This window comes from Gillisia sp. Hel1_33_143, assembly GCF_900104765.1.
Taxonomy (GTDB): Bacteria; Bacteroidota; Bacteroidia; order Flavobacteriales; family Flavobacteriaceae; genus Gillisia.
Map to the genome: position 1 here is coordinate 2,987,984 of NZ_LT629737.1, position 20,339 is coordinate 3,008,322.

A 20,339-nucleotide genomic window follows, 5' to 3' on the forward strand; every position below is an offset into this window, starting at 1 on the left:
TCAGGAAATTAGCAAGCATTCTACAAGATCTCCCTTTTTTACTGAAGTTTCAGCATCTAAAAAGGCTAGCGCATTTCCCAAGGCCATAGATTTTATCATGGAAGAACCTTGTCCGTCCAGAATTTCCACGTTGCCTTCTACTATTTTTGCCTTCAAGAATGAAGGTCTGTCGCCCCTATTTTCAAAATCATGTACAATAGGAAAGAAATATCTTTCCAATCCGTTCTTTTCAGATCCGCTTAATTGCTGAAGTAAAGGCAACACATACACATAAAAGCAACTTAGAGAAGAAGCTGGATTGCCGGGTAAGGCAAAAACAAATTTATTTCCTTTTCTTCCGAAGTAAAGCGGTTTTCCGGGTTTTTGAAACACTTTATAGAACAATTCTTCTACGCCATTTTCCTCCAGTGCCTGTTTTACAAAATCATAATCTCCCACAGAAATCCCTCCGGAAAGTATTAAAACATCTGAAACCTCCAACGATTCCTTTATTCCCGATTTTATCTTTTCGAAATCGTCTAAAATTTGTTTTTTTTCCTGAAATTCAAATCCAAAATCCTCAGCTGCAGCAGCTAATGCGTAACTATTAGATTCGTAGATCTGACCTTCGCCTTTTGGTTTTCCGGGAGCCACCAATTCATTTCCCGTCGTGATTAAGTGAATGACAGGTTTTTTATAAACCTGCACCTTTTCTATTCCTAAAGCTCCTATTAAACCGATTCCCGCCGGAGTAATAATATATCCTTTTTCAAAAACTAACTCACCTTCCTCCAGTTCTCCACCTTTTCTACGAATATTTTGCCATTCTTTAGGCATTTGTTCTAAATGAAGCGTTTTACCTTCTACACTGGTTTTCTCCTGCATCATCACGGCAGTGGTGTTTTCCGGAACTTTCGCACCGGTAAAGATACGCACGGCTTCTCCTTCTTTAAGATCGATCTCACTCATATCTCCGGCAGCAACTTCCCCTACAATTTTATATTCTTGGGAAATTCCGCATAATGCATAACCATCCATAGCAGAATTGTCAAAAGAAGGCATCGCAAAAGGCGCAGTGATATTTTCTGAAAGCGAAAATCCAAGGCAATCGCTCAGATTTCTGTTTTCGGTTTTAAGCTGTTTCGGCTGATCTTTAATAATCTTATGTGCTTCTTCAATTGTTACCATTATCCTCCAATTGAGATCATAGACCTGTTCTGTTCATAATGCTCTGCATCCATTTTTACATCCATCCCATCACGAGAAAACTTTTTGGTCTTGATCGAATTAATGATCAATTCGTTCATTTCCTCCCCATTTCGCATTGGCGTCAAAAGATCTGTTTCAGAATTAGCAAATAGACAATTCTTCATTTTCCCATCTGCAGTAACACGAATACGGTTACATTCATCACAAAACGGATTGGTGATGGTACTCACAATTCCGAAGCTACCCACATGTCCTTTCACCTGAAAATTATTGGAAGTGCTATGTTTTGGGTTCTTCAGTTCTTCAATATCTCCGAACTTTTCAGAAATAATATTCAGGATTTCCTGTTCTGAAACTCCTTTGCTCCAGTCCCATTTATTTCCTTTAAACGGCATGAATTCAATAAATTTTACCGCAAGGTTCTTATGCTTGGTCAATTCAATAAAATCGGTGATCTCATTATCATTCACTCCTTTTATCAATACAATATTCAGCTTCACTTCCATATCCATTTCCAAAGCCTGCAGAATATTTTTCCAAATTCTATCAAAATAATCCCGCTTGGTAATAAACACAGATTTCGCTTTATCTAAAGTGTCTAGACTTAGATTGATCTTTTTTAAACCTATCTTCTGAAACAGTTCCAGGTATTTATCCAGCATGATCCCGTTGGTAGTTATCTTTAAAGTCACGCCAAGTTTCGCCAGTCCTTCAACCAGATAGCCGAAATTCTTACGAACTAAAGGCTCTCCCCCGGTAAGCCGAATGGTATCTACACCCAGATCACGAAAAGTAGTTGCCAATTGAATGATCTCTTCAATGGTCATAATACTGGATTTCTCCATCAAATCGATTCCCTCTTCAGGCATGCAGTAGAAACAACGAAGGTTGCACCTGTCGGTAAGGGAGATCCTGAGATAGGTATGCTTTCTCCCGAAATTATCTACTATTTGTTTGTTCTCTTCAATCATGTCTTTTTCCTTCTATCACTTTAAAAACGTGCAATACATGTGGAAATATCGCATCCATGCATTCTGCAGCTCCTTTGGTAGATCCCGGTAATGCCAGCACCACTTTGCCTTTAGCGATTCCCGCTACAGATCTGGATAACATTGCATATGGCATACGTTCCTGCCCATAGCTGCGCATTTGCTCTTCCACACCTTTCAACCTAAGATCCAGCATGGGTTCTATAGTTTCCGGAGTTACATCTCTAGGCCCAACACCCGTTCCGCCTGTAAAAATCACCATATCTTCATTTGCCTCGTTTAAAGCTGATTTTATTTCTTCAGGCTCATCGGGAATAATAATTCGCTCTGCATTAATTCCAAGGGCTTCCAATTTTGAAACAATGGCTAACCCAGCTTTATCTTCTCCTATTCCTTTAGAAATAGTATCTGAGCATACTACCACTTTTGCCGTTAGTTCTTCAGCATCTATCTTGTAAGAAGATTTTCCGCCTTTTTTACTCTGAAGTCTGATAGTCCCAATTTCCACATTTTTATCGATAGGCTTCAGCATATCATACATAGTAAGAGCCACAACACTGGCTCCGTGCATCGCTTCCACCTCAACGCCAGTCTTGTAAATAGTTTTTACCGTCATAGAGATCTGGATCTCGAGTCCGTTAATCTCATATTCAATTCCGGTATATTCAATAGGCAACGGATGGCAATCTGGCAATAAGTCTGGTGTTTTCTTAACCCCAAGCAAACCTGCAGCTTTCGCCATTTCAAATACATTCCCTTTCGGAACTCTATTTTCCTGCAACGCATTGATCGTTTCTTCGCTAGAAGTTCGCACGATCGCAATCGCGGTAGCTTCTCTCAGCGTATTTATTTTATGGGTAATATCTATCATTATTTATTCACTTTCCATTGATGGGTTTCATCTTCGAAAATCTCTTTTCCGAAAATTGGCACATTCGCCTTGATCTCTTCTACAAAATAATTGCAGGCTTCTATAGCGATCTTTCGATGTGCCGAAGAAGTAAAAACAAAAAGGCATATTTCCCCGGTTTTTACATCGCCGAGACTATGATAGATGTGCGCGCAGGTAATATCAAATTTAGAAAAAGCAGCTTCTCTTATCTTGTGAAAGACATTCTCTGCCATTTCCTCGTATGCTGAATAATGAATTGCGCTCACCGTTTTTCCATCAATTTTATCTGCTCGAATCTGACCCAAAAAGATGCTGTGTGCACCAATATTGGTCTTCGATTGATGATTTGCAATGGAAGTCGCGATCTTTTCGGGCGGAATCGCGCCTTGTATAAATACTTTTTTCGGTTTTTTCTTATCCATCTATTATAGTTTCTATTCCTCCTTCAACATTCTTTAAATTCTCGAAGCCGTATTCAGCTTTCAAAAGGTCAACAATTTTCTTACTTCGTTTCCCCGACTGGCAAAAAACGAATACTTCTTCTTCCTTCGGAATTTCCCAGAGCCTTTCGTCCAGATCACTCATCGGTATCTGTATCACTTTTTCTGAAGTGATCCTGGGTTGCTCAAAGATCTCTCGAATATCCAGATAGAGTTTTGAGTCATCACTGATTTTACATTCAATTATCACCGGAATAATTCCGTTTTCCTTGATCTTTTCGATCTCTTCTTCTCGTTTCTGAATATTAAGTATTTGTTCTGAACCTGTTAGCAAATTAGATAATTTCAGTTTTCCTGAAAGTACATTTCCAACTCCTAAAACTATCTTTAAAACTTCCATCGCCTGAAGAATTCCAAAGATTCCGGGAACTACTCCTAAGACACCGGTAGCTTCACAACTCACATTCTGTCTGTTGGTCTTCGGAAATAGACATCTGTAACTTGGTCCATCTTGATGATTAAAAACAGATAACTGACCTTCGTTTTTATAGATCGAAGCATAAACCCAGGGTTTATTTGCTAAAATACAGGCATCATTTATCAAATATTTAGTCTCAAAATTATCTGTTCCGTCAAGGATAATATCATATTGTCTAAAAAGTTTTTCCGCATTTTCGATGCTCAAAGCCTCTTCAATAGCAACAATTTCGATCTCACTATTTAGTTGCTGCAGTTTTTCCTGAGCAACCATAGCTTTCGATCTCCCAATATCACTCTCATTATATAAAACTTGGCGATGCAAATTGCTGATAGAAACTTTATCGTGATCCATCAACCCGATCTGCCCAATACCTGCACCCACAAGGTATTGCGCGGCAGGACAACCGAGTCCGCCCACTCCGATGATGAGCACACTGGCTTTGCGGAGTTTTTCCTGTCCGGAAACTCCTACTTCATCCAAGATTATTTGTCTGTCGTATCTCATTATCCTCCTGCGAATGGCGGCAAAAACGCTACCTCATCACCTTCTTTTAAGTCTAAATTTGAATTCAGATCCTGATTCACGGCAATTTGGACCGCTTCCGGATCTGCAATTTTATATTTTTGGACCTGCAGATCTTTAAGATCCTGCACAGAAAATCCCGACTTCAAATCCAGAATTTCTTCAGATTTTCCGGCAGTTTCTGCGATCATTCCAAAATATTTAATGGTCACTTTCATTCTTTTTCCAACTTTTTTAATCGTTCCACATCTTCCGCGGTATCTACATCAAAATTACCTTCTTCAAACTTCACGATCCCGTAATCTAATTTCTGATCATGGATGAGTTTTTTAGCTCCCTGATCTCCTTTCAATTCTTTAAGATCATGAAAAACTTCTGCTGAAAAAATTGCAGGAACACCAATGTCTCCTGAATATTCTGAAAAGGTCGCTTGACTATTTTTGTCCAACTGAACCTGTAGTAATTCCTCAATTCTTTCTTTACTCACAAAGGGTTGATCTGATAGTAAAATTAATATATGATCCAACTCATGTTCTAATTCTTGAGACCTCAACACACCTTTGCTAATACTAGTAGACATTCCTTCTTCCCAGTTCTCATTCGTTACAACCTCAAATTCCTTTAGATCGATTTCACTTTCTATCTTATCTTTTCTAGCTCCTAAAACTAAAACTTTGCTATCAAAATCAAGTAAACCTGAAACATCTATCGCATGTTGCAATAAAGGTTTCCCATTGAATTCCACTAGCTGTTTAGCATATCCAAGTCGGCTGGAAGAACCAGCGGCAAGAATCACAACTCCTATTTTAGCATTCTGTATCAAACTGTTACCTGCTTGAACTGGTTATTTTTCTTTTCATGTATCGGCTCCGATTTTTCTCTAAGGTTTCCCGCAGATGCTTGAGTAAGCACCGACTGAATTTCGGCTAAAACGGAAAGTCCGATCTCTGCCGGAGTTTCTGCACCTATCTCTAAACCTACAGGAGCATATATTTTGTCGTAATTTCCTTCTGAAATTTCAAAACCTTCATTTACCAGATCTGTTTGCATTCTTTCATATTTCTTCAACGGACCAAGAATACCTATATATGGGATCGCATCTTCTTTCAGCAACAATTTTAAAACTGCCAGATCATAATTATAATTATGACTCATCAACACAAAGCAGCTTCGCTCATCTATTTTAATATTCTCCAAGGCTTGTTCCGGTTTTGAAACGATCACCTGGCAGGAACTTGAAAAACGTTGCTCATTCGCATGCGTAGGTCGGCCATCGGTTACCGCAACTTCCCAGCCAAGCAATTCAGCCTGTTGCGCTAGAATTTGCGCATCGTTCCCTGCTCCAACAATTATAAGTTTCACTGGCGGCTGATAATTCTGAATAAAAACATGTTGTATTTCTTCGGAATTCTGAAATTCTGCAAATTGAGATCTTTTAGTTTCCAAACTAAGTTTTGCTTGATTCTGAAAAATATTAAGTAATTCTGAATCGGGTTTCTTGCCTATAACTTCTGAATTTTCATCAATAATTAAAATTGTTCCCGATTGTTCTTTAGTACGATTCAAATTGAATTGAACAATAATAGCCTGAGCGACATTTTTGGAAATTACATTTTTCAACAATTCACAAGGATTTAATTCCTCCTGAAAATTTAATGGCTCAAACAAAACCTGTATGATGCCATTGCATCCCAATTGTGCGCCAATCAACGCATCATCTTCATCACTGGTGTCATAAGTAATCAATTTATTCTTTTGTTGATGCAAAGCGTGCAGCGCTTTTCTCAAAGCATCACCTTCCAAGCATCCACCGCTAATTGCACCAGTAATATTCCCAACCTCATCTATAAGCATTCTAGCGCCTGCCCTACGATAAGAAGAACCTTCTACATGCACAACTGTAGCCAGAATACAGCCTGTACCAGCAGACTTTAACTGATTGTATTGGGCAATTATAGCTTCCAGTTCTCTCATACTTCCACTTTCTTTAACTGGTTTAAGCAAGACTTAATTTCTTCCACAGCAAAATCGATATGTTCCTGAGTTGTACTTCTACCTAAGCTTATCCGGAAAGATGCAAGTGCAAGTTCATCATTTAAGCCCATAGCTTTCAAAACATGCGAAGGATTTATAGTATTCGAAGTACAGGCCGAACCTCGCGAAATAGCCAAATTACTCAGTTTTCTTAACATCAGATTTCCGTCGATATTTTGAAAGGAAATATTCGTGGTATTTGGTAGTCGGTTTGAATTCTTCGAATTGATCTGAACCTCTTCAAGTTCTGATAATTGTTTTTCTAAACCGTTTCTCAATTTGGAGATTCTGATAGATTCCTCTTCCATTTCAGCTTCAGCTATTTCAGCAGCTTTTCCAAAGCCAACGATTCCAGGCACATTTAAAGTCCCAGGTCGCATGCCTTTTTCTTGTCCGCCACCAAAAACGGTAGGATCGATCTCAATGTTATTCTTTTTGTTGATATATAAAGCGCCCACGCCTTTTGGTCCGTAGAGCTTATGAGAAGAAAAAATAGCAATATCCAGATTCAATTCTTTCAAATCTACAGGGAACTTGCCGACCGCCTGCGTAATATCACTCATCAATTTCGCTCCTTTTGAATGCACGATCTTTTCAATTTCCTGCATAGGATGGATCAAGCCGGTTTCATTATTGGCAAGCATCAGGCTTATTAAAATGGTTTCTGAAGTGATTTCTCGTTTTAAATCCTCTAAATCGATATTTCCTTCAGCATCTACCTCCAAATAGGTCACTTTAAAACCTTGCTGTTCCAATGCTTTTAGCGTATCCAAAACTGCTTTATGCTCTATCTTGCAGCTGATGATATGATTCCCTTTTGAACTATTTGCTTTACAAAACCCAAAAAGAGCCAGGTTTGCAGCTTCGGTTGCTCCAGAAGTGAATGTGATTCCCGTGGCTTTAGCATTTATCAAATTGCCAATTTGTTCACGAGCAAATTCAACAGCTTCATTTGCATCCCAACCAAAAACATGATCGCTGCTGGCATTTCCGAAATTCTCAGTAAAATAAGGCAACATCGTTTCTAACACCCTGTTATCAACAGGTGTCGTGGCATTAAAATCTAAATATATCTTCTTTTTTAAACTCATTAAAAGCGTTATGTATCTGTAAACATATCGGTGGATAAATTTAATAAACCACAAGGACTAATAAAGAGGCTTTAATCTTTTTTTAAGACGTTCATTAGTTCATCCTCTGCCTTTATTAGTTCTTTTATCTTATCTTGAAGCAACTCATATGCACTCATAATTTGAAAAGCATGGGGAGTAATTTCTGCTCCACCCCCATGCTGACCTCCTTTTTTAAGATTTACCAAATTATGATTCGATCCTAAATTTAATCTTTGAACCATCTCCCAAGCTTTCTTGTAAGATAACTGCATTTTTTCTGCAGCTTTAGATAATGATCCTTCTTTCTGGATCTCTTTTAAAAGTATATGAGGACCCGGTCCATAAAACTTTTCGCCATCTTCCTCTATCCAGCATTTGATCTTTAATTGTTTCATTAGAAAGTTAATCTTATGTTTTTAGATCGTCTTGCATATGAGAAATAAATGGCTGATCGTAAAAACGTTTACCCGTAGCCTTATAAAGAGCGTTTGCTAAAGCACCCTGAATTGGAGGAAATGGCGGCTCCCCTAAACCTGTTGGATCTATAGTACTTTTTACAAAATGAACATCTATGCTTTTAGGCGCCTCTTTATGACGAATTAATCTGTATTTATCATAATTGCTTTGCTGAGGTGCTCCATCTTTAAAAGTAATTTCACTATACAAAGCATGCCCTATACCATCTATGGTTCCACCTTCTACCATGTTTTTTGCAGCGTCTGGATTAACTACAATTCCACAGTCTATTGCACAGGTTACCTTATCTATAACCGGTAGATTGTTTTCTACACTAAGATCTATGACCTGAGCTACATAAGAGTTATGGCAATAATAAGCAGCAACACCTCTATTTTTACTAGAATTACCACTATCCCAACCAGATTTCTCTCTTGCTAGTTTTAAAACTTCGGAAAATCGCGCTGCATCATAATCATTTTCTTCTCCTACAGGATGAATGGATGCTCTTTTAAGCAGATCTAATCTAAACTGAATTGGATCCTGCCCCATTTCTTCTGCTAGTTCATCTAAGAAAGATTGTTCTGCTCCTGCAATAAAATTAGATCGCGGAGCTCTAAAGGCTCCAGTAGAAATATTAGATTCTACGCTCCAACTTTCTGCTAAATAATTATCTATAGCACCTGCAGGAAAACGATTTGGAAAGAGCGGACTTTCAGGAATTCCTCCTGCATTTACATGAAAAGCAGTAAGTTTATTATTTCCATCGAGTGCCGCTTTATAAGTGACATGATATGCAGGGCGATATACCCCGTTGGTCATATCATCTTCTCTACTATACATAAGTTTAATAGGAGCGCCCATTTTTTCTGAAATTACTGCTGCCTCAACTAAGAAATGACCGTACAGCCTTCTACCAAATCCTCCACCCATTCTAGTCATTTGGATATCAATATTCTCAAGATCTATCCCTAACCGCTTCTTAACACTTATCTCGGCATATTCCGGCGTTTGGATAGGACCTAAAAGCTCTGCTTTTCCTCCGCTTACATCTGCAAAGAAATTCATTGGCTCCATACAATTATGTGCTAGAAAGGGGCATGTATAAGAACGTTCTATAACACGGGCTGCGTTTTTAAATGCTTTCTCCGGATCTCCATCTTTTCTAACGATCTCAGATTTTTTAGAACCAATATCTGCCATTAACGAAGTATGAGTAGTACTGCTTTCTAAACCAGCAGTACCAGCCATTGCCGCAGATTTTTCTAATATCTCGATTTGCTTAGTAAGTTCTGGATTTAGATCCCATTCTACCTTTACTTCTTTCTTAGCCTGCATCACCTGCCAGGTGCTCTCTCCAACAACAACTACTAGTTTCGAAAAAGAACCTACATCGCTCCATTCCTTTTCCATGTCTTCAGGATACGTGTCTATGGTAAAAACATCCTTTATACCAGGCATTGATTTAGCCTTTTCCGCATTCATAGATTTAAATTCCATCCCAAAAGCCGGCGGTTGAACCACCATAGCTATTAGCATTCCTTCCTTATACGTATCTATTCCATATAAAGGTTTCCCGGTAATGATCTTCTTTGCATCTACGTTTTTTCGAGAAGTCCCAACTATTTTAAAATTTTTGACTTCCTTTAATTCTACTTCTTCAGGAACCTCAACATCTACCGCAGCTTTAGCAATATCTCCATATCCAATAGTTTTATCGCTACCGGAATGTTTTATAACACCATTTTCAACACTTAATTCAGAAACAGGAACTTCCCATTTATTTGCAGCAGCCGTAAGTAGCATTTGTCTTGCAGTTGCTCCGGCAGTTCTTAGAGATTGCCACCCTTGACGTATAGACTGACTTCCACCTGCAAGTTGACGGGTGAAAATTTCAGTATTTAGTGGAGCTTGTTCTACAATAACGTTATTCCAATCTACATCTAGTTCTTCTGCCACTATCATAGGCATCGAAGTTTTTACGTTCTGCCCTATTTCCGGATTAGGAGAATAAATAGTTACAATACCATTTTCACCTATCTTTAAATATCCATTTAATTCAAACCATTCTTTAGGCATTTGCATTGCCAATTCTTCTCCTCCATCTTCTGTAGGTCCTTTACATGCTAACCAATTAAATCCTATTATTAGTCCGCCACCAGCTAGAGATACGCTTTTAATAAAGGATCTTCTACCTAAGGATGTTTTTACTTTAGTCATTTTAATATTTTCAAATTAATGGTTATTATGAAAGCTCAGAATTTGCAGCAGTTTTAATAGCTGCTTTAATTCTTGTATAGGTACCACATCTACAAATGTTCCCATTCATTGCGTTTTCAATATCCTTATCGCTAGGTGAAGGATTTCTATTTAACAAAGCAGAAGCAGACATCATTTGCCCCGCCTGGCAGTAACCACATTGCGGTACATCATGCTCCAACCACGCCTTTTGAATTGGATGGTCTCCCGTCTCTGATAATCCTTCTATGGTGGTGATCTTATTATCTGCAGCAGCAGAAATGGGAAGTTGGCAAGACCTTACTGCGGTACCATTAAAATGTACAGTACAAGCGCCACATTGGGCTATTCCACATCCATATTTGGTACCTACCATTTTCAATTGATCTCTTAAAACCCAAAGTAGAGGAGTACTAGGGTCTGTCTCTATTTTTCGACTTTTTCCATTTATGCTAATATTGAATTCTGCCATCTTCTTAAATTTTTCTAAAAATTAAGAAATTAATGTATTACAATCCTAATTATACAAACAACAATTACTGTAATAGCATGTAATTTTGAACGACTTTGATAGGATATCTTGCATCTTATAGGATGAAATTTAAGTTAATGCTACCTACTAGTAATGTCATAAATTTCAATAATATCTGTAAATTGGATTTTTAGTAAGCAACAAGGCAAATAGTATTATGCAAGTAATTTTAAAATCATACAGACTTCTACATTGAAATTAAAAAAAAGGACTGATCCTAAATTCGTATTGATCATTATTGTATTATCTCAATTTTGCTGTACTTCTCTTTGGTTTGCCGGGAATGCGGTTTTAAACGATCTAATTTACAAATTCAGTCTAAACGATAACAGTTTAGGCACTTTAACTTCATCTGTTCAATTAGGTTTTATAACTGGTACTTTACTATTTGCGATCTTTACAGTAGCCGATAGATTTGCTGCTCAAAAAGTGTTTTTTACTTGTGCGCTGCTTGGTGCTTTATGTAACGCTGCAATTATATTTGAAGGTAATAATTTATGGAGCATTTTATCGCTGAGATATTTAACAGGATTCTTTCTAGCAGGAATTTATCCGGTTGGTATGAAGATAGCTTCAGACCATTTTAAAAATGGTCTTGGAAAGGCAATGGGATTTCTTGTAGGGGCATTAGTGCTCGGCACCGCCTTTCCCTATTTATTAAGCAGTTTTACCAATAGTTTCCCATGGAAAGGAGTAATAGCAGTCACTTCTATAATAGCAGTATTTGGTGGAACTATCATGCTAGTTGTTATTCCAAGCACTAACAGATTAAAAAGTGAACGCTTAGAACTAGATGCTTTTATCAACGTTTTTAAGAATAAAAACTTCAGAATTCCTGCGATTGGCTATTTTGGGCATATGTGGGAGTTGTACGCGTTTTGGGCATTTTTACCATTAATCCTAATTGCTTATAAAACATCTCATCCAAATATTTCGCTCAATATTCCAATTCTATGTTTTCTAATAATAGCAATCGGGGCGCTAGGTTGTGTTCTGGGAGGTTATATATCTCAGAAAATTGGAGTTAAGAGAACAGCATTTATTTGCTTACTAATGTCTTGTGCTTGTTGCTTAGGACTGCCATTTTTAATAGCAACTCCTTCAAAAAGCTTGTTTATAGGATATCTTCTATTTTGGGGGTTTATGGTAGTGGCAGATTCACCACTTTTTTCAACATTAGTTGCTCAGCAGGCTCCTGTAAAAGTAAAAGGAACAGCTCTAACAATTGTAAATTGCATAGGATTTCTTATAACCATTGGCAGTATACAATTATTATCATATCTAAATTATCAGTTTAATACAAATTTGATTTATATGATCTTAGCCCTAGGACCAATAGTGGGATTAATTGCGCTATTAAAGAAAAGGAACATTTAAATGCAGACTGAGAAATCATATATTTATTAGATTTATTAAAGTATTTTGAAAGCTATGAAAGAAACAGCACTATTAGAAAAATTCTATAGCTCATTCTCTAAAAATGATGCAGCAGGGATGAACTCTTGTTACCATGAAGACATTATCTTCAGAGATCCTGCATTTGGGGAATTACAAGGAGCTAAAGTAAAAGCTATGTGGCAAATGCTGTTAAGCAGAAAAGAAAGTGAACTTAAAATAGCGCATAACATAATTGAGGTTAATGATAAAAATGGAAGGGTTCACTGGAGAGCTTCCTATAATTTCGGACCAAAGAAAAGAAAGGTTATAAATAATGTCTCTGCTACATTTGAATTTAAAGACGGAAAGATCTATCGGCATACAGATTCATTTAATACTTATAAGTGGGCTATCCAGGCATTAGGAGTAAGCGGATTTTTTCTAGGGTGGACCGGATTTCTTAGAAGAAAAATTCAAGAGAATGCAAATCATAAATTGACTAATTTCATGAAGAATAGATGATAATCAATAGGATCGAGATCTCGATCCAAATTATATAATTCAACACTAAAATTTTAAACTCGGTCTATGCTCAAAAATATCTTCCTTCTTGCTGTTAGCATTCTTTTAAGTTTTCCACTATTCTCTCAAAATAATGCGATAAATAAATCTACGTTTTATATAAATGTATTTATCAATTCAAACAAGCAGGTTTATGTAGAATCCAACAAAACAGAATTTTCGAACATCAAAGTTGAGATCAAGAAAATTATTAGAAATCATCCATTTAAAATTGATGAGACCATTGTGTTTAGAATTTTTGCTGACGAGAATTTGAAATTAGGGTATATATCTAATGTTAATAGAGAAATGGATGAAGCTTTTGATATACCGTTATCTACGAGAAGATATCTGCTAAATACTGTTCAATTAAACATAGATGGTAAAAATTGGTTTGAATCTAAAAACATTCAGGAGTTAAAAAAAGAATAGAAATATTCTGTTAATGAAAAGAATTAGGTAGTTAACAGCATCTTTCAAAAACGCATAACTTATGATAAACATTAAAAATCATTGCACTTACTTTCTTTCTATTTGTTTTTTATTAATGATCTTTTCATGTAAAATCAAAAAATCAAGTATCTCAGATTTAAAAAAATATGAGCCCGTAGATATAGATCTTTACAATGAAATTGAGGCGATGGATACCAAATTTTTCAAAGCTTATAATACTTGTGATCTTCAACTGCAATCTGAGATATATTCAGAAGATATTGAATTTTTCCATGATAAGGGAGGATTGATGACTTCTAAAGAAGCTCTAATAGAAGGCACAGAGAAAAATATATGTGGAAAAGTTACCAGAACAATACTTTCTGGAAGTATGGAAGTATATCCTATTAAAGATTTTGGCGCTGTAGAAATTGGATACCACAAATTCTATAATAGCAAAGAGCCAGATGCGATATCCAAGCCTAGTAAGTTTATCATTTTTTGGAGAAAAATCGAAGCAGATTGGAAGATCACGAAAGTAGTAAGTTTACATAATTAATGGAAAAAAGCATTTATATTGGAAACTTTTGCAAAATACGAACTTCACCTGAAATCTTAAAAATCACTAGATCTATAGCAAAATGATAGAACTATTAAACCATAGAAATAAAGATATTGCCGCTTTAATTTATAAAGTGTTTCAAGAATCTTATGTTGTAGAAGCGCAATTGTTAAAAGCGAAGGAGTTTCCTCCTTTAAAGAGACAGGTAGCAGACTTTATAAAAGATGACACAGATTTCTATGGATATTGGAAGCATCAGGAACTTGTGGCTGTGACTGAAATTAGGAAATTTGATGGAAGTACTCATCTCCAAAGTATGGTAGTAGTTCCGCAATATTTTAGACAGGGGATTGCACAAAAATTGATAGATCATGTTTTAGAAACGTATCATACGCCTATTCATACCGTAGAAACCGGGGTAGATAATATTCCGGCAATTAAATTGTATGAGAAAAATGGGTTTAAATATATAAAAGAATGGGATACTAATTTTGGAATACGCAAGGTTAGATTTGAAAGAAAATAATATGAAAAATTTTATTCACAATTATAAATATGCTTAGCTTAAATAAAGTTCATCATGTAGCGATAATCTGCTCAGATTACGAAAGATCCAAAACTTTTTACACAGAAATTCTAGGATTTCAGATTTTAAATGAAGTCTTTAGAAAGGAAAGAGAATCTTATAAATTAGACTTGGCCCTAGGAAGTAATTACATTATTGAACTTTTCTCCTTTCCCAACACACCGAATAGACCAACAAAACCTGAAGCCACGGGGCTACGCCATTTAGCTTTTGAAGTTGACAATCTAATTTTAGAAAAAGCAAAATTAGAAAAACTAAAAGTTGATCATGAAAAAGTTAGAAGAGATGAGATTACAGGAAAAGATTTCCTATTCTTCTTTGATCCTGATGGTCTTCCAATAGAGCTTTATCAAAAATAAAATTTAAATTAGTACCTCTAAATTTTTAGTATTATCCAACCTTTATGCACCGTTTCTTAACTTCTATTATTACGATTATACTGGTCTCTTTTAGCCTTTTGAGTTGTAACGATAAAACTATCTCATTAAAACCCAAAACAGATACGGATCTTCTCCAAAAAGATTTTATTACCTGGTGGAATTACCAATCTAATGCCATTAGACTGGCTGGTAACTTCATTCCATTAGATCAGGATTCTAAAAGAATAAGTAAAGAGGAGTTCTTGAAGACATTAACCTCAGGAAACTATATTCCAGTTGAATTGGAGTCTAAAGACGATTTGATATATTATAAAATATTCAAAATAAATAAGAATGCTCCAATAAGTATAAATCAAACCATTACATCTCATGCTATTACAGAACTAAAGTTCTTTAAAATGGAAGGAGCAGAATTTCCAAATTTTAAATGGACAGATCTTCAGAATAACAATTATACCAGCAAAAATACAAAAGGCAAGATCTTAGTGATAAAATGTTGGTTCATTAATTGTTACGCTTGTATCAAGGAATTTCCAGATCTAAACGAACTTGTTGAAAATTATAAAGATCATGCTGATATTAAATTTATTAGCCTGGCTCTGGATACAGAAGATGAACTGAAGGAATTCTTAATCAAACGTCCTTTAAGCTATAGCGTGATACCAGATCAGGAAGATTTTTTAAAATACGATCTTAAAATTACATACTATCCTACCCACATCATACTCGGTAAAGATGGAAAAGTTTTAAAAGTAGTTACTAATTTTGACGACTTAGAAGATGTATTGAAATATGATTTAGAACCTACAAATAAAAATTAAGCAAGCAATGAAATTATATGATACTCTAAATAAAGTAACACTTTCTGAAGATTTAGAAGTTTCGCCTATTATACATGGCCAATGGCGTTTATCTGAATGGGGTTTAACTAATAACGAGTTACTATCGCTTTTGAATGAATGTGTGAATTTAGGTGTAACCACTTTTGATCATGCAGATATCTATGGAGATTATTCCTGTGAGGCATTATTTGGAGCGGCTTTAAAGTTACAACCGGAACTTCGAGATAAAATTCAACTTATCTCTAAATGTGGAATCAAATTAATTTCTGAAAAATATCCGCAGAGAACTATCAAACATTATGATTACAGCTATAAACATATTGTGTCTTCTGCAGAAAATTCTTTGAAACAATTACATACAGATAGATTAGATCTTTTATTATTGCATAGACCTGCCCCTTTTTTTGATCCAGATGAAGTGTCCAAAGCTTTTAATCATCTTAAAAATTCAGGAAAAGTGCTTCATTTTGGAGTTTCCAATTTTACGCCTCAAGAATTTAGTATGTTGAATTCAAGATTAGAAGATAAATTAGTAACTAATCAAATTGAGATCTCTCCTTACTGTTTAGAACATTTTGAGAATAATAATATTAACTATCTAATTGAAAACAATATTAAACCAATGGCTTGGTCTCCACTTGCCGGCGGTGAAATTCTAAAACCCAAATCAGATAAAGGAAAAAGAGTTCTTACCGCTATACAGGAAGTGGCTCATGATTTGCAACAAGATAAATTGGATAAAGTAATTTACAGCTGGCTTTTAAAGCATCCTGCAAAAATACTCCCAATAATTGGCACAGGAAATATTAATAGAATTAAGACCGCTGTAGATGCCTCACAACTGCCTTTAACATTAGAACATTGGTATAAAATATATTCTGCCTCCATGGGAGTTGAAGTACCTTAATAATTGTATGGAATTTGTTGAAACTAAAATATTAAGTGCCAAACAGCTTGAAGAGCTTAAGTTACTCTGGAATAATGAATATCCGGAGAAGCTCTATATTGATAAAATGTTTCATTTCAAGGAATATTTACATACTAAGGAAAATATAGAACATGTACTTGTTTTAAATACTTCCGGAGAATTAATAGGATGGTTCTTTACATTTATAAGAAGTGAAGAAAATTGGTTTGCTTTGATATTAGCCTCTACCATTCAAAAACAAGGTTTAGGAAGGAAACTGCTTAATATGGCAAAGCAAAAGCACTTAGAGCTCAATGGGTGGGTAATAGATCATAACAATGAAAAATTAAGATCTGGAGAAGCTTATATGTCTCCACTACAGTTTTACAAGAACAATGATTTTGAAGTCTTTAATTACTGTAGATTGGGATTAGAGAAGATATCTGCAGTAAAGGTGGTTTGGAAAGCTCAGGAATTATATAATTAAGATAGTTTTAAAAACTTCTAATTAATTATCAAAGTTTTTTTAAAACATCTCGAAAATCTTTAAATAAAAAAGCCTCCTTATTCAGGAGGCTTTTCTTATTTATGATATTATAAAAGGATTAGTTCTTCCCTTCCATTTTATCTTTCAATGCTTGAAGTTCAGCATTTACATCACCAATAGTGGTTTTATCGCTACTGTTTTGAGAAGCTGCTTTTTTAGCGGCTTGCTTCACAATTTCTTGCTCTTCTTCTTTGTGGATAGCAGTATGAGACGCAACCACACGTTTGAATTCTTTATTGAATTCTATGATCTGGAATTCTGCAGACTCTCCAGCTTTCAATTTCTTACCATCTTCTTTTTCAAGGTGACGAGTAGGAACAAATGCAGTGATATCTTCATTAAAGTCGATAGTCGCTCCTTTGTCTACAATTTCAGAAATTTCAGCAGTATGAGTTGTACCTACAGCAAACTCAGTTTCGTATTTATCCCAAGGATTAGATTCAGTTTGTTTGTGACCTAAACTTAGCTTACGTCCTTCAACATCTAATTCTAATACAACAACCTCTAATTTATCACCAACGTTAGTGAATTCAGACGGATGCTTGATTTTCTTAGTCCAAGAAAGATCAGAAATATAAATAAGTCCGTCAATTCCTTCTTCTAATTCAACAAATACACCAAAGTTTGTAAAGTTACGTACAATACCTGTGTGCTTAGAACCTACAGGATATTTAGAAGTAATATCAGTCCATGGATCTTGAGATAATTGCTTAATACCAAGAGACATTTTTCTGTCATCACGATCTAAAGTTAAGATTTGAGCTTCAACCTCATCCCCAACTTTCACGAAATCTTGTGCAGATCTTAAGTGAGTGCTCCAAGACATTTCAGAAACGTGGATAAGACCTTCTACACCTTCAGCAACTTCAATAAATGCTCCGTAATCTGCGATTACAACAACTTTACCTTTTACTTTATCACCAACTTTTAGGTTCTCATCAAGAGCTTCCCATGGGTGTTTGTGTAATTGTTTAAGACCTAATTGAATTCTTGTTTTAGCTTCATCGAAGTCAAGAATTACAACGTTTAATTTTTGATCTAGTTCTACGATCTCATTTGGATGGTTGATACGAGACCAAGAAAGGTCTGTAATGTGGATTAATCCATCTACACCACCAAGATCAACAAACACACCGTAAGAAGTAATATTCTTCACAGTACCTTCTAATACTTGACCTTTTTCTAATTGACCGATGATCTCTTTTTTCTGCTCTTCGATATCTGCTTCGATAAGCGCTTTGTGAGATACTACAACGTTCTTAAATTCGTGGTTGATTTTCACAACTTTGAATTCCATTGTTTTTCCTACGTAAGCATCGTAATCTCTAATTGGCTTCACATCTATTTGAGAACCTGGCAAGAATGCTTCAATTCCAAATACATCTACGATCATACCACCTTTAGTACGACATTTAACAAAACCATTTACTATTAATGCTTCATCATGTGCTTTATTCACACGATCCCAAGCCATGATCACACGAGCTTTACGGTGAGAAAGAATTAATTGTCCTGTTGCATCTTCACGCACATCAATTAAAACTTCTACCTCATCTCCTACTTTAAGGTCTGGGTTGTAACGGAATTCGTTAAGAGAAATAACTCCTTCACTCTTCGCGTTAATGTCGATAATTGCATCACGATCTGTAATATTAATTACAGTTCCTGTTACAACTTCATCGTCCAAAGTATCTACAAAATTCTCTGCTACTAACTGCTCAAATTCTTCTAATTTAGAATCATCAACCGGGTCAATTCCTTCTTCGTAATTGTGCCAGTTAAAGTCTGCTAAGAATTTTTCAGGGTTTGCCTGTTGTGCAGCTGCAGTTGGTTGAGAATCGTTGTCTAGTCCGGCTACCGCCTGAACATTAGATTCTTGAACGTCTTGATTTTTTGTTTCTTCAGCCATTGCTGATTGTAATATTTGTATTCTATGCTTTTATTCAGGAAAAATTATGGCAATTAAAAAACGTAGAAGCGATTATTTATTTGATTTTCAGTCCCTTTTCTTTTCCTATACTATTGCCGAAAAGGAGTGCAAAAATACAACTAATTTTTTAAAATTCAAACATTTGATTATTCTGTATTAAGAAACAGAATTTTTGAATAAAAAATGAAAAATTAGAATCAGTACAGAATAGATCATACCAAGTGTGGCAACGCCTGTCCATCCAAATTCTTGCCAGGCATATGCTCCTGAAGTAGTACCAATAGCTCCCCCTATAAAGTATCCAACCATATAGATAGTATTGATCCTATTTCTGGCATCTTGATTCTTTGAAAAGATGATATTCTGATTGGTAATATGTAAAGATTGTAAACCCATATCAACTAAAAGTACTCCTATAACTAACCCAACAATAGTAGTTCCTGAAAACTCAAAAACTCCCCAAGCCAAGATCATTATAATGGTAGAGATGGTAATAAGTTTATTCTTATTCATTTTATCGCTTAGTTTGCCCATGACTGTTGCTGCAAGCGCTCCTGCTATTCCTAGAATTCCAAAGGCACCTGTAACCGCACTACCATAATTAAAAGAATCTTCCATAAGAAAAACCAGCGTAGTCCAAAAGGCACTAAACCCTGCAAACCCTAATCCTCCTCTTACAGCAGCCAATCTCACAGAACTTTCAGACTTAAAATAATGAATTATAGATCTCATTAATTGAGCGTACGTGCCCTTAAAATCTGGAGCTAGTTCTGGTAATTTGTATTTAAGCAGTACCCAATAAACAAGCATAATTCCTGTAGCTATATAATACATGGCTCTCCAACCAAGATATTCCCCTACCATTCCGCTAATGAATCTACTTCCAAGAATTCCAATAAGCAAACCGCTCATTACAATTCCTATAGCCCTACCCTTTCTTTCTTCCGAAGCTAACTGAGCTGCCATGGGTACAAAGAGTTGTGGGACTACTGATGAAAAACCGATAAAGAAACTGGCAATGGTTAATATTAATAAGGATGGAGCTAAAGCAGCAGCTAATAAACTGATAACGATGGCAATAAAATCTATAAGAATTAATTTCTTTCTTGGATATTTATCTCCCAGAGGAATTATAAATAATAATCCTAAAGCATAACCTATCTGAGTAAATAAAGGAATATTACTTACCGCGGTTTCTTTAACATTGTAGGTATCTGCAATTAGATTTAAAAGTGGTTGATTATAATAGTTGTTAGCAACTACCAACCCAGCTCCAACAGCCATTAGGTACAATAGCGAATTTGGAAGTTTAGCCTTAGACATTATTATTC

23 protein-coding genes are annotated in these 20,339 nt (G+C 35.8%); 9 read left to right on the forward strand and 14 right to left on the reverse strand.

All coding sequences use genetic code 11. The features are described from left to right. From glp to BLT84_RS14000, 12 genes are all read right to left on the reverse strand, one after another. Entirely contained in the window at positions 1–1,167 is a 1,167-nt protein-coding gene (glp, locus tag BLT84_RS13945) for a gephyrin-like molybdotransferase Glp (protein ID WP_091266919.1), read from the reverse strand. Next, positions 1,167–2,159 (reverse strand): GTP 3',8-cyclase MoaA, encoded by a 993-nt coding sequence (gene moaA / locus BLT84_RS13950; RefSeq protein ID WP_091266923.1) that lies wholly within the window; start codon positions 2,157–2,159, stop codon positions 1,167–1,169. Before moaA ends, glp begins: the two co-directional genes overlap by 1 nt. Next, on the reverse strand, positions 2,152–3,048 hold the full coding sequence (gene moaCB, locus BLT84_RS13955; RefSeq protein ID WP_091266926.1) for a bifunctional molybdenum cofactor biosynthesis protein MoaC/MoaB: 897 nt from the start codon (positions 3,046–3,048) through the stop codon (positions 2,152–2,154). The genes moaA and moaCB overlap by 8 nt, the downstream gene beginning before the upstream one ends. Continuing rightward, on the reverse strand, positions 3,048–3,491 hold the full coding sequence (locus tag BLT84_RS13960) for a molybdenum cofactor biosynthesis protein MoaE (protein WP_091266928.1): 444 nt from the start codon (positions 3,489–3,491) through the stop codon (positions 3,048–3,050). The genes moaCB and BLT84_RS13960 overlap by 1 nt, the downstream gene beginning before the upstream one ends. After that, positions 3,484–4,494 carry a HesA/MoeB/ThiF family protein gene (locus BLT84_RS13965; RefSeq protein ID WP_091266932.1) on the reverse strand — a complete coding sequence of 337 codons (1,011 nt, stop codon included), beginning with the start codon at positions 4,492–4,494 and terminating at the stop codon, positions 3,484–3,486. Before BLT84_RS13965 ends, BLT84_RS13960 begins: the two co-directional genes overlap by 8 nt. Next, positions 4,494–4,730, reverse strand: a complete 237-nt coding sequence (locus BLT84_RS13970; protein WP_091266935.1) for a MoaD/ThiS family protein — start codon at positions 4,728–4,730, stop codon at positions 4,494–4,496. The genes BLT84_RS13965 and BLT84_RS13970 overlap by 1 nt, the downstream gene beginning before the upstream one ends. Next, the gene (locus tag BLT84_RS13975; protein ID WP_091266938.1) at positions 4,727–5,335 is read right to left on the reverse strand and encodes an NTP transferase domain-containing protein; all 609 of its coding nucleotides are present in this window, start codon (positions 5,333–5,335) and stop codon (positions 4,727–4,729) included. The genes BLT84_RS13970 and BLT84_RS13975 overlap by 4 nt, the downstream gene beginning before the upstream one ends. Beyond that, positions 5,332–6,486 (reverse strand): XdhC family protein, encoded by a 1,155-nt coding sequence (locus BLT84_RS13980; RefSeq protein WP_091268239.1) that lies wholly within the window; start codon positions 6,484–6,486, stop codon positions 5,332–5,334. The genes BLT84_RS13975 and BLT84_RS13980 overlap by 4 nt, the downstream gene beginning before the upstream one ends. Continuing rightward, complete coding sequence (locus tag BLT84_RS13985) at positions 6,483–7,637, reverse strand: cysteine desulfurase family protein (RefSeq protein ID WP_091266941.1); 1,155 nt, start codon at positions 7,635–7,637, stop codon at positions 6,483–6,485. Before BLT84_RS13985 ends, BLT84_RS13980 begins: the two co-directional genes overlap by 4 nt. A 71-nt stretch (positions 7,638–7,708) precedes the next feature. After that, the gene (locus BLT84_RS13990) at positions 7,709–8,053 is read right to left on the reverse strand and encodes a winged helix-turn-helix domain-containing protein (RefSeq protein ID WP_091266944.1); all 345 of its coding nucleotides are present in this window, start codon (positions 8,051–8,053) and stop codon (positions 7,709–7,711) included. A gap of 13 nt (positions 8,054–8,066) precedes the next feature. Beyond that, positions 8,067–10,334 (reverse strand): xanthine dehydrogenase family protein molybdopterin-binding subunit, encoded by a 2,268-nt coding sequence (locus BLT84_RS13995; protein WP_034894935.1) that lies wholly within the window; start codon positions 10,332–10,334, stop codon positions 8,067–8,069. A 25-nt stretch (positions 10,335–10,359) separates the two neighbouring features. Beyond that, positions 10,360–10,824 (reverse strand): (2Fe-2S)-binding protein, encoded by a 465-nt coding sequence (locus BLT84_RS14000; protein WP_091266947.1) that lies wholly within the window; start codon positions 10,822–10,824, stop codon positions 10,360–10,362. Positions 10,825–11,076: 252 nt separating this feature from the next. Between BLT84_RS14000 and BLT84_RS14005 the strand changes: the two genes are divergently transcribed. The 9 genes from BLT84_RS14005 to BLT84_RS14045 all read left to right on the forward strand — a co-directional run bounded on the left by BLT84_RS14005 (position 11,077) and on the right by BLT84_RS14045 (position 17,018). Next, complete coding sequence (locus BLT84_RS14005) at positions 11,077–12,261, forward strand: MFS transporter (protein ID WP_091266950.1); 1,185 nt, start codon at positions 11,077–11,079, stop codon at positions 12,259–12,261. 54 nt (positions 12,262–12,315) lie between these two features. Next, positions 12,316–12,783, forward strand: a complete 468-nt coding sequence (locus BLT84_RS14010) for a nuclear transport factor 2 family protein (RefSeq protein WP_091266953.1) — start codon at positions 12,316–12,318, stop codon at positions 12,781–12,783. 66 nt (positions 12,784–12,849) lie between these two features. After that, positions 12,850–13,254 carry a hypothetical protein gene (locus BLT84_RS14015; protein WP_091266956.1) on the forward strand — a complete coding sequence of 135 codons (405 nt, stop codon included), beginning with the start codon at positions 12,850–12,852 and terminating at the stop codon, positions 13,252–13,254. 208 nt (positions 13,255–13,462) lie between these two features. After that, on the forward strand, positions 13,463–13,813 hold the full coding sequence (locus BLT84_RS14020) for a nuclear transport factor 2 family protein (RefSeq protein WP_231929338.1): 351 nt from the start codon (positions 13,463–13,465) through the stop codon (positions 13,811–13,813). Between the two features lie 82 nt (positions 13,814–13,895). After that, the gene (locus BLT84_RS14025; RefSeq protein WP_091266962.1) at positions 13,896–14,342 is read left to right on the forward strand and encodes a GNAT family N-acetyltransferase; all 447 of its coding nucleotides are present in this window, start codon (positions 13,896–13,898) and stop codon (positions 14,340–14,342) included. A gap of 29 nt (positions 14,343–14,371) precedes the next feature. Next, complete coding sequence (locus BLT84_RS14030; RefSeq protein WP_091266970.1) at positions 14,372–14,761, forward strand: VOC family protein; 390 nt, start codon at positions 14,372–14,374, stop codon at positions 14,759–14,761. 44 nt (positions 14,762–14,805) lie between these two features. Next, the gene (locus tag BLT84_RS14035) at positions 14,806–15,603 is read left to right on the forward strand and encodes a TlpA family protein disulfide reductase (protein ID WP_091266972.1); all 798 of its coding nucleotides are present in this window, start codon (positions 14,806–14,808) and stop codon (positions 15,601–15,603) included. A gap of 7 nt (positions 15,604–15,610) precedes the next feature. Beyond that, on the forward strand, positions 15,611–16,531 hold the full coding sequence (locus BLT84_RS14040) for an aldo/keto reductase family oxidoreductase (protein ID WP_091266975.1): 921 nt from the start codon (positions 15,611–15,613) through the stop codon (positions 16,529–16,531). Positions 16,532–16,538: 7 nt separating this feature from the next. Continuing rightward, positions 16,539–17,018, forward strand: a complete 480-nt coding sequence (locus BLT84_RS14045) for a GNAT family N-acetyltransferase (protein WP_091266979.1) — start codon at positions 16,539–16,541, stop codon at positions 17,016–17,018. A 118-nt stretch (positions 17,019–17,136) separates the two neighbouring features. On the opposite strand, the gene rpsA is transcribed toward BLT84_RS14045, so the two are convergent. Then, positions 17,137–18,987 carry a 30S ribosomal protein S1 gene (rpsA, locus tag BLT84_RS14050; RefSeq protein ID WP_091266982.1) on the reverse strand — a complete coding sequence of 617 codons (1,851 nt, stop codon included), beginning with the start codon at positions 18,985–18,987 and terminating at the stop codon, positions 17,137–17,139. Positions 18,988–19,164: 177 nt separating this feature from the next. After that, positions 19,165–20,331 (reverse strand): MFS transporter, encoded by a 1,167-nt coding sequence (locus BLT84_RS14055; protein ID WP_091266986.1) that lies wholly within the window; start codon positions 20,329–20,331, stop codon positions 19,165–19,167. Between the last annotated feature and the right edge of the window lie 8 nt (positions 20,332–20,339).

Bases quoted from the DNA above. Each gene is read 5' to 3' on its own strand.
- glp (WP_091266919.1), bottom strand. From the start codon at position 1,167: ATGGTAACAATTGAAGAAGCACATAAGATTATTAAAGATCAGCCGAAA.
- moaA (WP_091266923.1), bottom strand. From the start codon at position 2,159: ATGATTGAAGAGAACAAACAAATAGTAGATAATTTCGGGAGAAAGCAT.
- moaCB (WP_091266926.1), bottom strand. From the start codon at position 3,048: ATGATAGATATTACCCATAAAATAAATACGCTGAGAGAAGCTACCGCG.
- BLT84_RS13960 (WP_091266928.1), bottom strand. From the start codon at position 3,491: ATGGATAAGAAAAAACCGAAAAAAGTATTTATACAAGGCGCGATTCCG.
- BLT84_RS13965 (WP_091266932.1), bottom strand. From the start codon at position 4,494: ATGAGATACGACAGACAAATAATCTTGGATGAAGTAGGAGTTTCCGGA.
- BLT84_RS13970 (WP_091266935.1), bottom strand. From the start codon at position 4,730: ATGAAAGTGACCATTAAATATTTTGGAATGATCGCAGAAACTGCCGGA.
- BLT84_RS13980 (WP_091268239.1), bottom strand. From the start codon at position 6,486: ATGAGAGAACTGGAAGCTATAATTGCCCAATACAATCAGTTAAAGTCT.
- BLT84_RS13985 (WP_091266941.1), bottom strand. From the start codon at position 7,637: ATGAGTTTAAAAAAGAAGATATATTTAGATTTTAATGCCACGACACCT.
- BLT84_RS13990 (WP_091266944.1), bottom strand. From the start codon at position 8,053: ATGAAACAATTAAAGATCAAATGCTGGATAGAGGAAGATGGCGAAAAG.
- BLT84_RS13995 (WP_034894935.1), bottom strand. From the start codon at position 10,334: ATGACTAAAGTAAAAACATCCTTAGGTAGAAGATCCTTTATTAAAAGC.
- BLT84_RS14000 (WP_091266947.1), bottom strand. From the start codon at position 10,824: ATGGCAGAATTCAATATTAGCATAAATGGAAAAAGTCGAAAAATAGAG.
- BLT84_RS14010 (WP_091266953.1), top strand. From the start codon at position 12,316: ATGAAAGAAACAGCACTATTAGAAAAATTCTATAGCTCATTCTCTAAA.
- BLT84_RS14015 (WP_091266956.1), top strand. From the start codon at position 12,850: ATGCTCAAAAATATCTTCCTTCTTGCTGTTAGCATTCTTTTAAGTTTT.
- BLT84_RS14020 (WP_231929338.1), top strand. From the start codon at position 13,463: ATGGATACCAAATTTTTCAAAGCTTATAATACTTGTGATCTTCAACTG.
- BLT84_RS14025 (WP_091266962.1), top strand. From the start codon at position 13,896: ATGATAGAACTATTAAACCATAGAAATAAAGATATTGCCGCTTTAATT.
- BLT84_RS14030 (WP_091266970.1), top strand. From the start codon at position 14,372: ATGCTTAGCTTAAATAAAGTTCATCATGTAGCGATAATCTGCTCAGAT.
- BLT84_RS14035 (WP_091266972.1), top strand. From the start codon at position 14,806: ATGCACCGTTTCTTAACTTCTATTATTACGATTATACTGGTCTCTTTT.
- BLT84_RS14040 (WP_091266975.1), top strand. From the start codon at position 15,611: ATGAAATTATATGATACTCTAAATAAAGTAACACTTTCTGAAGATTTA.
- BLT84_RS14045 (WP_091266979.1), top strand. From the start codon at position 16,539: ATGGAATTTGTTGAAACTAAAATATTAAGTGCCAAACAGCTTGAAGAG.
- rpsA (WP_091266982.1), bottom strand. From the start codon at position 18,987: ATGGCTGAAGAAACAAAAAATCAAGACGTTCAAGAATCTAATGTTCAG.
- BLT84_RS14055 (WP_091266986.1), bottom strand. From the start codon at position 20,331: ATGTCTAAGGCTAAACTTCCAAATTCGCTATTGTACCTAATGGCTGTT.